This is a genomic window from Streptomyces sp. NPDC059906 (genome assembly GCF_042730645.1).
Taxonomy (GTDB): domain Bacteria; phylum Actinomycetota; class Actinomycetes; order Streptomycetales; family Streptomycetaceae; genus Streptomyces; species Streptomyces rubrogriseus.
The window spans coordinates 76,298-90,854 of sequence record NZ_JBHWKU010000002.1 but is presented as its reverse complement, the minus strand read 5'-3'; the positions used below and the strand labels follow the sequence as shown (position 1 = coordinate 90,854).

Below are 14,557 nucleotides of genomic sequence, written 5' to 3'. Positions count from 1 at the left end.
CCCACCTCCGATGTCCGGGGGTTCCCCCAGTCGGTCGCTCGCCCATTCGGTACGGACGCGAAGTGCGGCGTGTTCAAAACGAGATGAGGGATTTCTCCAAGGCGCGGTACGAACGGGACGCGGGCGGACCTACCGGGACAGCGCGACGCGGCGGCGGTGCCGGGCGACGCGCTCGCGGTTGCCGCAGACCTCGCTGGAGCACCAGCGTCGGCGGCGGCCGCGGGAGGTGTCCACGTACACGATGGGGCAGTTGTCGCCGGCGCACTGCCTGAGGCTCGCCCGCGCGACGGGGTCGGTGAGCAGTTCCACGGCGTCCCGGGCCAGCGCCCCGAGCAGCGCGGCGCACCGCGGTGGCACGGTCAGCTCCCGCACCAGCGTGCCGTCCGCGCCGGGGACCGCACGGGGTGCGGGGGGTGCGGCGAGGGCGAGTTCGTTGACGCGGGCGAGGGCGAGTTCGTAGGGGCGGTTGCGGGGCACCGGCCGGCCGCGCACCAAGCGGGCGGTCTCGCCGCGCAGTTCGCGGAAGCCGGTCAGCCAGGTGGGGTCGGCGTGGGCCAGCGGGGTGCCGGGCGGGACGAGTCCGGAGCCGGTGATCCAGGCGCGCAGGGCGTCGACGGAGTCGAGGCGTTCCGCGGGGTGGGTGGTGGTGATGAGGTCCAGACTGATCCGCCCGGTGTCGAACCGCAGCTCGTACGGGTCGGTGGCCGTACCCAGTGCCATGTTCCTGTCACCGCCTAGGGCTTGCCCGCTCAGGCACGGGCCCGGAAAGGGGAGCAGGGAGACCGCGCGCGGACCGCTTGCGGAGCGCTCCCCTCTACAGTGCCTGCCCGCACCCGCGCCCGGAACCCCTCGTACCGCCCCCTCGTGGACGCTCGCGTATGCGCCCGCGCGCCCGGGCCATGTCCGGCGCGGCGCGGCGCCCGTTGACTGGACGCATGACAGACATCAACGGGGAACGGCGGGCCCGTGCCGCCGGTGGAGTACTGGTCGCGGCCACGGTCGCCGCGGGGCTGATGGCCGGGGCCTTCTACGTCTTCGCCTGCGCCGTGATGCCGGCGCTGGCGCGCAGCGAGGACCGGGTGTACGTCGACGTGATGCGCGACATCAACGACGTGATCCAGAACCCGGTGTTCCTGCTGGTCTTCATGGGCGCACTCGCCCTCGCGGGCCTCGCGGGGTGGCAGTCGCGCGGGCTGCCGGGCAGCTGGTGGGTCTGGGCGGGCGCGGTGGCGTACGCCCTCGCCTTCCTGGTCACCGTGGTCGGCAACGTCCCCCTCAACGACGCCCTGGCCCGCCCCGGCGACCCGGCGGCGCTGCGCGAACGGTTCGAGGACCCGTGGGTGGCCTGGAACGTCGTACGCGCCGTGCTCTCGACGCTGGCAACGGCCTGCCTGGCCGCGGGCCTGACGACCCGGAACCGACGCCCGGCGCGATCCGCACCCCACACACCCCAACAGCCCACGGCACCCCACGGAACCCCCCACCCAACCGACCACTGAGCACCGGGCACCGACGGACACCCCACCGGCGCACACCCGCGGCCTGCCTCACCGCGGACCCGACGACACGGGACCACCTGCACGGCCTGCCGCCCCGGACACCACAGCGACTCACGGCGACCCACCGGGCACCCCACCCGACCGACCACTGAGCACCGGGCACCGACGGACACCCCACCGGCAGACACCCGCGGCCTGCCTGACCGCAGGCCCGACGGCAGGGGACCAGCGGCGCGGCCTGGCTCCCCGGACACCACCGCGACCCACGGGGCACCCCACCCGACCGGCGACTGAGCACCGGGCGTCGACGGACACCCGTGGCCTGCCGAGACCGCGGGCCCGACAACATGGGACCACACGCGCGGCCTGGCGCCGCGGGCGCCTCGCCGGTGGGCGCCGGTCCGCGTACGGCCGGCCGGCGGGCACCCGGCGCGGCGTCGTAGGGCGTGCCGTCTGCTGATCGGCCCGGGGGCCAGGGCCCGCGGTGGGGCCGTATCGTGCGTGGCCCGCACCACGCATCACAGCCCGCGCCCGCGTCCAGTCCACGCCGCCGGGACCGGCGCACGTGCCGCCGTATCGCGTCCGGCCCGGAGCGGCCGTGCCCGGCGGGGCTCAGTCGGTCGTGTACTTGGCGTCCGTGGCCGGGTCCAGGGCGAGGCGGTAGCCGCGTTTGACCACCGTCTGGATCAGCTTCGGGGTGCCGAGGGACGTGCGCAGGCGGGCCATGGCCGTCTCGACGGCGTGTTCGTCGCGGCCGGTGCCCGGCAGGGCGCGCAGCAGCTCCGCGCGGGGCACGACCCAGCCGGGCCGCCGGGCCAGGGCGCGCAGCAGGGACATGCCGGCGGGCGGCACGGTCCGCAGCTCCCCGTCGACGAGCACCGCGTGGCCGCGGATCTCCAGCCGGTGCCCGGCGACGGGCAGGGCCCGGGCGCGGGCCGGCAGCTCCTGGCACAGCAACTGGACGAGGGGCCCGAGCCGGAAGCGCTCGGGCTGGACCGTGTCCACGCCGTGCGCCTGGAGCGGCACCGCGGTGACCGGCCCGACGCAGGCGGGCAGCACGTCGTGGCCGAACGCGGCGAGCAGCTCCGGCAGCAGGCCCCGCTCCTCGGCCCGGCCCAGCAGGGACACCGCGGCGGGCGCGCTGGTGAAGGTCACCGCGTCCACGCCCCGCGAGACCGCGGCGTCCAGCAGCCGGTCCACCGGACCTAGGTCCTCCGGCGGCAGCCACCGGTACACGGGCACGCCCACCACCTCGGCCCCACCCTCACGCAGCGCCTCCACGAACCCCGGCAGCGGCTCGCCGTGCAGCTGTACGGCGATCCGGCGGCCCGCCACGCCCTGTTCCAGGAGCCGGTCCAGGACCTCGGCCATGGACTCCGAGGCGGGTGACCACCGTTCGGTCAGTCCGGCGGCCCGTACCGCGCCCTTGACCTTGGGCCCGCGCGCCAGCAGTTCCACCGTGCCCAGCCGCTCCAGCAGGGCGTCGCCGAGCCCCCAGCCGTCGGCGGCCTCGACCCAGCCCCGGAACCCGATGGCGGTGGTGGCGACGACGACGTCCGGCGCCCGGTCGACGATCCGCTTGGTCGCGGCCATCAGCTCGCCGTCGTCGGCCAGCGGCACGATCCGCAACGCCGGTGCGTGCAGGACGGTGGCCCCGCGCCGCCCGAGCAGCGCGCCCAGTTCGTCGGCCCGGCGGGCGGCGGTCACGCCCACGGTGAACCCGGCCAGCGGGCCGTGGCCGTGGCCGGGCTGCCGCGCTCCGTCGCCCACGCCACCCGCGCCACCCGTGCCACTCACGTCGCTTACGTCGCTTACGTCGTCCATCGCTCGCCGCGCTCCGATCCGTTCACACCCACGTGCACAGTCACGTGGCGACCGAGCCTGTCAACCGTGCGTGACGGGCTCGGTTCCGCTTCATGTCACCAGTGTTACGTCACACCTCGGCGTAGCTGCGCCGTGTCTTCGCCTCCGCCGGTCCCACCCCCGTCCCGCCGCGCCCTGTGGGACGGCGAAGGTATACCGACCAGGTCACCGCGATGCACACGGCGTAGCAGGCCAGGAAGGCGACGAAGGCGCCGGTGCCCGAGCCCGAGGAGAGGAAGGACTGACGGAAGGCCAGGTTGATCCCGACGCCCCCGAGGCCTCCCACCGCGCCGATCAGCCCCATCGACGCTCCCGACAGCCGCCGCCCGTGCCGCACGGCCTCCTCTCCCGTCAGCCCCTGGGCCAGCGCCTTGGAGTGGAAGATGTGCGGGATCATCTTGAACGTCGAGCCGTTGCCGAGCCCACTGAGCAGGAACAACGCCACGAACACGGTCACGAACAGCGCCAGCGACCTCTCCATGCTGGCCACGACGAGGACCGCGGTGGCCGCGGCCATGGCGACGAAGTTCCACAGGGTGATCCTCGAACCGCCGTACCGGTCGGCGAGCCTGCCGCCCAGCGGGCGGACGAGCGAACCGAGCAGCGGTCCGACGAACGTGAGACAGGCCGCCTGCAGCGGTGTCCGCCCGAACTGGGTCGTCAGCACCTGTCCGAAGGCGAAGCTGTAGCCGATGAAGGAACCGAAGGTGCCGACGTACAGCACCGACATGATCCAGGTGTGGGCGTCCCGGGCCGCGTCCTTGGCCGCTCCGGTGTCGTTCTTCACCGTGGTGAGGTTGTCCATGAAGCGCGCGGCGAGGACGGCGGCCACGAGGATCAGCGGGATGTAGATGCCGAGCAGCACCCGGGGCCCGCCGCCCGCACCGATGATCGCGAGCGCGACGAGCTGGATGACGGGCACACCGACGTTCCCGCCGCCGGCGTTGAGGCCCAGCGCCCAGCCCTTCTCCCTGAGCGGGAAGAAGGCGTTGATGTTGGTCATGGAGGAGGCGAAGTTGCCGCCGCCGATCCCGGCCAGCAGCCCGACCAGCAGGAACGTCGAGAAGGACGTGCCGGGCTCCATCACGACGAAGGCCGCGAGCGTCGGCACGAGCAGCATGCTCGCCGAGATGACCGTCCAGTTCCGTCCGCCGAAGACGGCCACGGCGAAGGTGTACGGCACCCGTACGACGGCCCCGACGAGGGTCACCACGGACGTCAGCAGGAACTTGTCGGCCGCGGACAGCCCGTACTCCGGGCCCATGAAGAGCACCAGCACGGACCACAGGGTCCAGACGGAGAACCCGATGTGCTCGGAGAGCACGGAGAAGGACAGGTTCCGCCGGGCCGTTCGCCGCCCCGTCTCCTGCCAGAAGGTCTCGTTCTCGGGATCCCAGTACTCGATCCAGCGTCCGCCACGGGCTTTCATCGCGCCTCCACGGTGCTCCACAGCTCGGTGGCACCGACGCTAGGCAGGACGCGTTTCGGGCTGGTGGGGCTGTGGATGACCGGGAGGGAACGTCGCTCTCACCCGGCACGGGCGCGGGGTGAGAGATCGCGGTCAGCCCTGCGGGGGCCGGGGCTGCCAGTGCGGGTTCTGCTGCGGGTGGCCCTGCGGCGGGTACGGCTGCTGCGGTTGCGGCGGCGCGTACGGCTGCGGCTGCGGCTGCGACTGCGACTGGGCGTACGGCTGCTGCTGCGGCGGCTGGGCGTACGGCTGCGGGGGCTGCTGGGGCGGATACGGCTGCTGGGCCTGCGGGGGCGCGTAGGGCTGGGCCTGCGGAACCGGCTGCGGGGCGTACGGCTGCTGGACCTGCTGCGGCCCGCCGTACGGCTGCTGCTGCGGGGGCTGGGCGGCGTACTGGCCGGGGGCCGGCTGTCCGTGGCCGCCGGGCATGGCACCGAACGGGTTCCCGTGCCCCGGCAGCTGCCCGCCGGGCGGCAGGTACCGCACCCGTCCCGTCTCGTCGGCCATCGGCACGAAGCCGGCGGCCTGCAGCCGGGCGGCGAACTTGGCGTTGCGCTTGCGGGTGACGAGGAAGCCGATGCCCAGGGCCGCCATGAGGACCAGCCAGATGATCCCGGAGATGAGGAAGTCGTCGGACGAGCCGCCCTCGCGGAAGGCGATGACCACACACGCGACGGTGCCGCCGAGCGCGCCGTAGCCCATGTTCTTCTGGGCGTTCTTGCCGGTGAGGTCGAAGTTGATGCGCGCCTTGAGGAGTTCGAAGGCGTCCGGCACGAGCGGTGGCAGGGACACGCCGTCGCCGGCGTTCGGGTACTGCGCCCAGTTCTGCGCGGCCCGGGTGCGGGCCTGCGGGCTCGGGTCGGGGACGAGCAGCATGGTGAGCGCGGCGTTGTTGCCCCCGCTCTGGCGCACGTCGGCGTATTCGTACCCGAACTGCTGGGCGACGAAGGCGAGCTTGGCGAGCTTCTTCACCGAGGACATCCGGCTGGTGAGCTGGACCGGCTCCCCGCTCGCCATCAACTCCAGCATCTTCTGCGTCTGCCGCTTGCTCATCCCGCTGCTCCCCCTGACCGGCTCACGCCACCCTGTTCGCTCCCGCAACCGGGGCAGTCTCGCACGCGGGGCCGACCCACGTCAGCCCCGGTACGAGTCAGCCCCGGTGCGCGTCAGCCCCGGTGCGCGGCGCGGGCCCTGGGACGCTTCGGTGCCGTGCGCTTCCCGCCGTCCGGCCACAGCTGGGGGCTGCGCTTGGCCGCCACGTCCTCCATCCAGCCGAACCAGACGATGCAGCTCCCGATGAGCAGCCAGGCGATGGCCAGGACCGGCCAGGGGCTCTCCAGCAGCCACGGGACGTTCTCGTACATGACCTCGAAGCCCCACAGCTGGTCCCACAGCGTGGCCGCGATCAGGATGCAGACGTTGTGCCACAGGTAGATCGTCACCGCGCGGGAGTTGAGCAGGGTGATCAGCCGGTCCCAGCGGCGCAGCCGGCGCGGCCACTCGGTCCACGACGGGCTGACGTGCAGGAGCAGCAGCACCGTGGCGAAGGACCAGACGGCCTGCGCGAAGGGGATGGAGTCCAGGTCGTACCCGGTCTTGAAGCCCTCCCGGAAGGCGTACCACAGGCCCAGTGCGGCGATCACCGGGGCCACCGAGGGCACGACGTAGCGCGGCAGCCGTTTCAGGACGCCTTCCTGGTGGGCCATGCCGAGGACCCAGCAGGCCCCGAAGGTGCTGAAGTCCGTGAGCGCGGACGGGAAGCGCTCGCCCGGCAGGTTCAGGTAGCCGAACTGGAAGGCGGCCGACAGGGCCAGCGGCGCGAGGATCGTCAGCCACGGCAGGGCGCGCAGCGCGCGCAGCAGCACCGGGGAGAGCAGGACGTACCAGAGGTAGGCGCGGATGTACCACAGCGGCCCGCCGAGTTCCGCGGCCCAGTCCTCGCCCAGGATGCCGTGGATGCCCGGCACGCTCTCGGCGAAGGGCGGGTCGCTCAGCGGCAGGACCCAGTAGAGGAGGTGGAACCACCACCACCCCGGATGCCCGTCCTCGTTCGGCCCCCAGCCCTGGAGCACCATGCCGGTCACGCCCACGACGCCCAGCAGCCACAGCGGCGGCAGCAGGCGTCGCATGCGGCTGCGGACGACCTGGACGGCAGGCCGCTTGAGGCTGCGGGCCATCAGGTTGCCCGCGAGGGCGAACATGACGCCCATGGACGGGAACACCACCGGCAGCCAGGCCCAGCCCATCAGGTGGTACAGGACCACCCGGAAGAGCGCCACCGCCCGCAGCAGGTCGAAGTACCGGTCGCGCACGGGAGCGCGCCGGGCCTGCTTCTGCTGGGGCACCACCGGCCCGCCGGTGTCCGTGCCCACGGGCGGGTGGAGGGGTGGTGCGGTCATGTGCGGGGCGCTCCGGGGCGGGGCGGGCGAGGCCGGGAAGGGCGTGGTCGGGAACGGCGTGGCCGGGCCGTGCGCGGGGGTCGGCCGCGTCGGGTCGTACGGCGGGGTGGTCATCCGACCGGCCTCCCGTCCATGGCGCCGGACCGCCGCTGGGGCGGCACGCCGTCGGCGCCGGGCGGCGGCGCGGACACCCCGCCGCTGCGCCGCAGCTTCTGCCAGCGCAGCCGGCCGCCGGTGAGTGCCGTGATCCAGGACTGGAGCAGCACCACGTACATGATCTGGCGGTACAGGATCTGCTGGAGGGGCAGCGAGATGAGCGGGGTCAGCTTCTCCCGGTCGAGCCGGAAGGCGTACGCCGCGCACACCGCCTGGATGGCCAGGACGCCCAGCCACGCCACGATCGTCTTCTCGGTCGGGCCGAAGACCAGGCCGTAGAGCAGGAAGACGTCGATCAGCGGGGCGAGCAGCGGGGCCAGCACCATGAACAGCGAGACGAAGGGCAGGCCCACCCGGCCGAAGCGGCCCGAGGGACCCTTCTCGATCACCGCGCGGCGGTGCTTCCAGATGGCCTGCATGGTGCCGTACGACCAGCGGTAGCGCTGGGACCACAGCTGGCCGACGGACTCCGGGGCCTCGGTCCAGGCGCGGGCGTTCTCGGCGTAGACCACCCGCCAGCCGGCGCGGTGCAGCGCCATGGTGACGTCGGTGTCCTCGGCGAGCGTGTCGTCGCTCATGCCGCCGATGGGTTCCAGGGCGGAACGGCGGAAGGCGCCGACCGCACCGGGGATGGTCGGCATGCAGCCGAGGACGTCGTACATCCGGCGGTCCAGGTTGAAGCCCATCACGTACTCGATGTGCTGCCAGGCGCCGATGAGGCTGTCCTTGTTGCCGACCTTCGCGTTGCCCGCCACGGCGCCCACCTTCGGGTCGCCGAAGGGCTGGACGAGTTCGCGGACGGTGGAGGGCTCGAAGACGGTGTCGCCGTCCATCATCACGACGATGTCGTACCGGGCGTTGGCCAGGCCCCGGTTGAGCGCGGCCGGCTTGCCCGCGTTGAGCTGCCGGATCACCCGGACATTGGGCAGGCCGAGGCCCTCCACGATGCGGGCGGTGCCGTCGCTGGAGCCGTCGTCGATGACGACGACCTCGATCGGGTGGTCGCTCTCCATGAGGGAACGCACCGTGTTCTCGATGCACTTGGCCTCGTTGTACGCCGGGACCAGCACCGTGACGGGTTCGGTGACCGCCGGTCCCCAGCGGAAGCGCCTCCGGCGCACCCGGCGGGCGTGGACGCCGGACAGGAGCAGCATCAGCACGAAGCGCCCGATGACCAGCGTGCCGATGACCGCCAGGCCCACCACCAGGCCGTCGGTGAGCTTCTCCGAGGCCTGGACCAGGAAGACCCACGCCCTGCCCTTCCAGAGTTCGGCGCCGGTCACCGGGCTCATGGCGCTGGGCACGTCCAGGGCCTCGGTGAGGTTGTCGAACTCGTAGCCCTTCTTCTTCAGGTCGGGCAGGAACCTGTCCAGGGCCTGCACGGTCTGGTGGCGGTCGCCGCCGGAGTCGTGCATCAGGACGATGGCGCCCTTGCCGTGGTGCGGGGTGGCGCGGCGGATGATCTCGTCGACGCCGGGCTTCTTCCAGTCCTCGCTGTCGGTGTTGTTGACGACGACGAGGTAGCCGCGGCTGCCGATGTACTCGGTGACCGGCCAGGACTTGTTGTCCATGGCGTCGGCGAAGGAGGAGTACGGCGGCCGGAACAGCGAGGTGCGCACCCCGGCCGCGCCGGTGATCGCCAGCTGGTTCTGCGACAGCTCCCAGTCGATGCGCTTCTTGGACTGGAAGGAGAGGTCGGGGTGGTTGAAGGTGTGCAGGCCCACCTCATGGCCCTCGTCGACCATGCGCTCGACGAGGTCCGGGTAGCGGGAGGCCATGGTGCCGGTGACGAAGAAGACCGCGTGCGCGTCGTGCTTCTTGAGCACGTCGAGGACCCGCGGGGTCCAGGTCGGGTCGGGGCCGTCGTCGAAGGTGAGGACGAGCCGGTGGTCGGGCACGCTGAGGCTCTCGGTGCGGCCGCCGCGCACGTCGATGACCGGGCCGCCCTCGAGGATCTTCTCGGGCACGTCGGTGGTCGCGGCGGGCGGCTGGACGCGGTGGTCGGCGAGGATCTCGCTGTGCACGTATCCGCGCAGCATGAGCATCGCCACCAGGGCGACCAGGACGAGCAGCGGAAGCAGCAGGCGCAAGGGCAGGCGACGGCGGGAGCCCTCACGGGCGCTGCGCGCGGCCCCGTGACGGCGGGTGCTGGATGCCATCAGAGGGTGTTCTCCGGGGACAGGGGAAGGGAGGGGGACGTGGAGGTGTCGGCGGCGGGCTCGGCGACCACGACGGAGGCGCCGGCCGGACCCGCGACGGGGTCCGGGCCGCCCGCGCCGTTGGCGTTGGTGCCACCCGCGCCCGGGTCGGTGTCCGTGGTGGAGCCGCCGGTGGGCTGGGTCGGGCCGACGGAGGGGTCGACGCCGCCCGTCGGGGCGGACGGGTCCGTGCCGGTGGACGGCGGCACCTCGGTGGACTGCGTCGGGTCGGGGCCGGTCGCGCCGGAGCCGCCCGGGTCGCGGCCGCTGCCGGTCGCCGAGGACTCGGGGTCGGCGCTCGTACCGGGCTGCCCCGTGCTGCCGCCCGGCACGCCGGCCGTACCGGACGCGGGTGCCTCGACGCCCGGTTCGGTCGTCACGCCGGCGTCGGCCGAGGGAGTGGCCCGCGGGGTGGTGGCGTCGCCGGTGCCGGAGGGCTGCGCCGACTGCGAGGGCGCCGGGGAGGTGTCGACCTGGCCGGCCGGTGCGCCCTCCTCCTGGCCCGGCACGGGCATCCAGGGCGCGTCGGAGTTGCCGGAGAGCAGCGTGGAGACGATGACGACGGCGTAGACCGCGCAGGCGATGCCGACCAGGATGCCGAGGCGGCGGTAGAGGCGGCTGCGGCGGCCGGACGCGTCGACGAAGACGGGCCCGTCGGAGGCCTCCGGGCCCCGCTTGCCGTGCCCGGTGTCGGCCCGCAGGAGCACGCCGTCGCCGAGGTGGACGGCGTCGAGCTGGACGGTGACCTCGTGCGGGTCGTGGGTGTGCCCGGCGGCGCCGGTGCCGGTGCCGGTGCCCGCGTCGCCGTCCGTGTCCGGCGTCTCCTGCCAGGGGTCGCGCAGTGCGGCGGTGGCGGGGCCGGGGGAAGGCGGGGGCACGGGGAGAGGTGCGGGTGCCGGTGCGGGTGCCGGTGCGGATGCGGGGAAGGCGCGGGTCGGCGGGACCGGGGCGGCGGGGCCGGCCGGCGGGAGGACGTCCGTCCGGTCGGGGTCCGGGCCGGTGCCCATGCCGGTGCCGGTGCCGCGGGTGTGGCCGGTGCCGGGCGCCGGGGCGGCGTTGCCGTGGTCGGCCCCGGCCGGGTCGGTTCTGCCCCAGGTTATCCGCCCCTGGGCCAGTGGGTCCGGGCCCGGCTCGCGCGGCGCGCGGCCGCCTATTCGGGAACCCGGGATCTGCGTCCGGTCGGCGTCGGAACTCCCGCGGCCACGCGGGCTCTCACCGGATTCGCCGAACCACCCCGGACCCGACGCGGTCATCGGGGCTCCCCCGGCCGGCGGCAAGGCCCGGGTAGGGGGCAGCACCTCGGTGGCGTCAGCATCTCGTCCAGCCTCCGAGAGATCACGAGCCCCGGACTCGACCTCGGGCCACTCCGGTTGGGCGTCTTTTTGCCAATTCTTCACGCGCGCGCACTTCCCCCCACGGAACACTTCCGGGTGCGCACACGACTCCGAGCACTCGTCGGCCGAACCGGCCCCCACCAGGTTCGAGCGCCCCCTGTATCACACCGTGCTCAGGCAAAGAATGTAGCGCACGCGGAGGATGTGTGGTTGCCGCGTGTCACTTGTGGACGGACATCACAGCGGCGTCGGCGGCCGGAATCCATCCCTCAGCGGGAGCCTCGAGCCAACCGTTTTCGGTCGCGACCTGCGCGGCTGCCCGGCGCAGCGCGTCGAGCGCGGGATGCACCAGTCCCTTTCGCCAGACGAGCGAGACCGGCGAGAGCGGCACGGGGTCGACGAGCGGGCGCACCACGGTCGAGGGCATGGCCGGAAAGCTCTCCACGGCGAGGATGGGATTGCGCGTCTTGTCCATGATGCGCCGGAACTCCTCCTCGCCGACCGCCAGCGGTACGGGGGACGCCACATGGATGCCGCGTCCCTCGAACAGGCGGTGCGCGAGGTCGGTCCACTCCGGCGTGCGCGGGTTGCCGGCCCCGGCGTACACGGCCTCTCCGGCGAGCGCGGAGAGCGGCACCCGCTCCAGCCGGGCCAGCGGGTGGTCCTCGGGCAGGACGACCGCCATGGGCTCGTGACGCACCGGCTGGTGTCCGAGTCCCGCCCGCAGCGCCGCGGGCAGCCCCGCGAACCGGCCGAAGGAGGCGTCGAGGCGCCCCGCGGCCAGTTCACCGGCGGCGTGGGTCAGTCCGCTCTCGTAACGCGCCATCAGTTCCTGCTCGGGCGCGAGCGACCGGGCCCGCTCCAGGACCAGGCGGCCGGTGACCAGCCCCGGGGAGTTGAGGTCGACCAGCAGCGGGCGGGCCTGCCCGAAGGCGGCCAGCAGTTCCTCCTGCGCCTGGAGGACCCGGCGGGCGTACGGCAGCAGCCGCTCGCCGTCGGCCGTCGGCGTCACCTGCCGGGTGGTCCGGACGAACAGCTCGGCGCCCAACTCCCGCTCCAGGCGCCGCACGTCCCTGCTGAGCGCCTGCTGGGCGACGTAGAGGCGGGCGGCGGCGCGGGTGAAGTGCAGTTCCTCGGCGACGGCGACGAAGGCGCGCAGGAGTCGCGGGTCGAGGTGGGCGGGTGCGGGCATCCGGCGAACTTACAACGGCGGTGCGTGAATGGCCACGGAGAAGGTGTTGGACCCCCCGATCGCCGCCGGGCGACGGTGGACCCATGCCGCAGCCGACCCCAGCGCACCCCTCCCGTCCCACTCCGGCCTCCCCCGTCCTGGCCGTCACCGCCGACACCCTGGTCGCGGCCGACTTCCGCCCCCGCGTCCGGCGCCGGCCACCCGGCCCGTACCGGCGGCTCCTGTCCACTCCCGGCGCCCGGGCGTTCACGATCGGGAACCTCACCGCCCGGCTACCCATGGGCATGTTCAGCGTCAGCGCCGTCGTGATGATCGCCGGCACCCGGGGCTCGTACGCCCTCGCCGGCGCCGTCACCGCGACCGGGCTGGCGGCGACGGCGCTGGTCGCCCCGTGGACCGCGCGGCTCGTGGACCGGTACGGCCAGGCGAGGGTGGCCGTACCCGCCACCCTGTTCGCCGCGCTGGGCTCGGTCGCCCTGCTGCTGTGCGTGCGGTACGGGGCGCCCGCCTGGACCCTGTTCGCCGCGTACGCCGCCACCGCCACGACGCCCAACACCGGCGGCATGGCCCGCGCCCGCTGGGCCCACCTGCTGGAGGGGGACGCCGACGCGCTGCACACCGCCAACTCCTTCGAACAGGCCACGGACGAACTCTGCTACATGTTCGGGCCGGTCCTCGCGGCGTTCCTGTGCACCGCGGTGTTCCCGGAAGCGGGCACGCTGGTGGGCGTGGTGCTGCTGGTGACCGGCATGCTGCTGTTCACCGCCCAGCGCGCGACCGAGCCGCCGGCCCGCCCGCGCCCTACGGCGAAGGCTCCCTTCCGGGCCCCGGGCATCCCGTCACTGCTGGTGGTGTGCCTGGCGATGGGCGGGGTGTTCGGCGCCATGGAGGTCGTCACCATCGCGTTCGCTGACGCACAGGGACATCGCGCGGCGGCCGGTCTGGTCCTCGCGTTGCAGGCGGCCGGTTCCTGCGCGGCGGGTCTGCTCTACGGCGCGATCAGGCCCGCCGGGCCGCCCGAGCACCGGCTGCCGTGGTGCGTGGCCGCGATGACGGCCCTGCTCACCCTGCCGCTGCTCGCGGCCTCCCTCAGCGGCTCCCTGCCCCTGCTGGCGCTCACCCTGCTGATCGGCGGGATGGCGACGGCTCCGACGATGGTCACCACGATGACGCTGGTCCAGCACCGCACCCCGGAGGGCCGCCTGAACGAGGGCATGACCCTCGCGGTGACCGGCCTGCTGGGCGGCATCGCCTGCGGCAGCGCGGCGGGCGGCTGGACGGTGGACCACGCCTCCCCCACCGCCGCCTACGGCATCCCGGTCACGGCGGCCGCGACGGCCCTCCTCCTGACCCTGCTGCCGGCCAGACGGTCACTGTGAACGCAGGAACCCCCTGGGTCGCCGACACGTGGCCGGTGACCCAGGGGGTTCCCTGGGAATGTGGAGATGGCGGGAATCGAACCCGCGTCCAACGGTGCGGAATCAGGGCTTCTCCGTGTGCAGTCCGCTTCGATTTTCTCAGCCCCGGAGATCACGCGGACAAGTCTCCGACGGGCTCAGTCACTGTTTGGTTTCCCTCTTCACCCCGTGACCGGGATCAAGGTTTAGTCCCCTAGCTGATGCCAGGATCCGGGTCGGGAACAGCCCCGGGCTGACACTCCCTTAGTAGGAGGCTCGCTTCGCTACCTGAGATCAGGCAGCGAGGGCGAAGGCCTGCTGGGAGGAATCGCGCTTGGTGTTGGCGATTATTTTTTCGGCCTGTGGTTTACGAGATCATGGCCGCTTCCTCGACACGCTTCCCCTGCTTCGACAGCCGCTGTCGAAACCGATCATCCCCATGTTGATTTTTCAAGTCCTCCGAAGAGGGGCTCGCACCCTCTGTGGAGTGCTGCTGCCATCGTACGTGACCAACGCGTACGGGTGCCAGCCTATTCCCGGCGGCGGGCGGCGTCAGGCCCGCTGCTTGCGCCGGATCGCGGAGATCGTCCGCTCCGCCTCGCGCCGGTCCTGCTTCTCCCGGAGGGTCTGCCGCTTGTCGTACTCCTTCTTGCCGCGCGCCAGCGCGATCTCGACCTTGGCCCGCCCGTCCTTGAAGTAGAGCGCCAGGGGCACGATCGTGTGACCGGTCTCCTGGGACTTCGACTCCAGCTTGTCGATCTCCACCCGGTGCAGCAGCAGCTTCCGCTTGCGGCGCGCGCTGTGGTTGGTCCAGGTGCCCTGGCTGTACTCCGGCACGTGCACGTTGTGCAGCCACGCCTCGTGACCGTCCAGCTGCACGAACCCGTCGGCCAGCGAGGCCCGCCCCTGGCGCAGCGACTTCACCTCGGTCCCGGACAGCACGAGGCCGGCCTCGTAGGTGTCGAGGATCTGGTAGTCGTGCCGCGCCTTCTTGTTCTGCGCGATCAGCTTGCGCCCTTTTTCCTTAGCCATAGTGCGGTCCATTTTGGCA

The 14,557-nt window shown here is 73.0% G+C and carries 11 protein-coding genes and 1 other RNA gene; 2 read left to right on the top strand and 10 right to left on the bottom strand.

From position 1 onward, the window contains the following. Positions 1 to 129: 129 nt before the first annotated feature. Positions 130 to 720 (bottom strand): CGNR zinc finger domain-containing protein, encoded by a 591-nt coding sequence (locus ACFV9J_RS03260; protein ID WP_385349088.1) that lies wholly within the window; start codon positions 718 to 720, stop codon positions 130 to 132. A 215-nt stretch (positions 721 to 935) separates the two neighbouring features. Between ACFV9J_RS03260 and ACFV9J_RS03255 the strand changes: the two genes are divergently transcribed. Further along, the gene (locus ACFV9J_RS03255) at positions 936 to 1,499 is read left to right on the top strand and encodes a DUF1772 domain-containing protein (protein ID WP_385349086.1); all 564 of its coding nucleotides are present in this window, start codon (positions 936 to 938) and stop codon (positions 1,497 to 1,499) included. A 612-nt stretch (positions 1,500 to 2,111) separates the two neighbouring features. Here ACFV9J_RS03255 and ACFV9J_RS03250 read toward each other — a convergent pair. From ACFV9J_RS03250 to stgR, 7 genes are all read right to left on the bottom strand, one after another. Beyond that, complete coding sequence (locus ACFV9J_RS03250) at positions 2,112 to 3,323, bottom strand: uroporphyrinogen-III synthase (RefSeq protein WP_385349083.1); 1,212 nt, start codon at positions 3,321 to 3,323, stop codon at positions 2,112 to 2,114. A 109-nt stretch (positions 3,324 to 3,432) separates the two neighbouring features. Beyond that, on the bottom strand, positions 3,433 to 4,791 hold the full coding sequence (locus tag ACFV9J_RS03245; protein ID WP_385349080.1) for an MFS transporter: 1,359 nt from the start codon (positions 4,789 to 4,791) through the stop codon (positions 3,433 to 3,435). 132 nt (positions 4,792 to 4,923) lie between these two features. Continuing rightward, the gene (locus ACFV9J_RS03240; RefSeq protein ID WP_385349077.1) at positions 4,924 to 5,883 is read right to left on the bottom strand and encodes a hypothetical protein; all 960 of its coding nucleotides are present in this window, start codon (positions 5,881 to 5,883) and stop codon (positions 4,924 to 4,926) included. A gap of 113 nt (positions 5,884 to 5,996) precedes the next feature. Next, the gene (locus ACFV9J_RS03235) at positions 5,997 to 7,229 is read right to left on the bottom strand and encodes an acyltransferase (protein WP_385350078.1); all 1,233 of its coding nucleotides are present in this window, start codon (positions 7,227 to 7,229) and stop codon (positions 5,997 to 5,999) included. Positions 7,230 to 7,339: 110 nt separating this feature from the next. Beyond that, positions 7,340 to 9,544, bottom strand: a complete 2,205-nt coding sequence (locus ACFV9J_RS03230) for a polysaccharide deacetylase family protein (protein WP_385349075.1) — start codon at positions 9,542 to 9,544, stop codon at positions 7,340 to 7,342. After that, complete coding sequence (locus ACFV9J_RS03225; protein ID WP_385349073.1) at positions 9,544 to 10,836, bottom strand: hypothetical protein; 1,293 nt, start codon at positions 10,834 to 10,836, stop codon at positions 9,544 to 9,546. Before ACFV9J_RS03225 ends, ACFV9J_RS03230 begins: the two co-directional genes overlap by 1 nt. Before the next feature lie 301 nt (positions 10,837 to 11,137). Next, positions 11,138 to 12,109, bottom strand: a complete 972-nt coding sequence (gene stgR / locus ACFV9J_RS03220; RefSeq protein WP_385349071.1) for a LysR family transcriptional regulator StgR — start codon at positions 12,107 to 12,109, stop codon at positions 11,138 to 11,140. 83 nt (positions 12,110 to 12,192) lie between these two features. Between stgR and ACFV9J_RS03215 the strand changes: the two genes are divergently transcribed. Then, positions 12,193 to 13,488 carry an MFS transporter gene (locus ACFV9J_RS03215; RefSeq protein ID WP_385349068.1) on the top strand — a complete coding sequence of 432 codons (1,296 nt, stop codon included), beginning with the start codon at positions 12,193 to 12,195 and terminating at the stop codon, positions 13,486 to 13,488. A gap of 58 nt (positions 13,489 to 13,546) precedes the next feature. On the opposite strand, the gene ssrA is transcribed toward ACFV9J_RS03215, so the two are convergent. Then, positions 13,547 to 13,945: a transfer-messenger RNA gene (gene ssrA, locus ACFV9J_RS03210) on the bottom strand. 113 nt (positions 13,946 to 14,058) lie between these two features. Further along, a complete protein-coding gene (smpB, locus tag ACFV9J_RS03205) occupies positions 14,059 to 14,538 on the bottom strand; it encodes an SsrA-binding protein SmpB (RefSeq protein ID WP_052841735.1) in 480 nt (159 codons plus the stop codon). Positions 14,539 to 14,557: the final 19 nt, after the last annotated feature.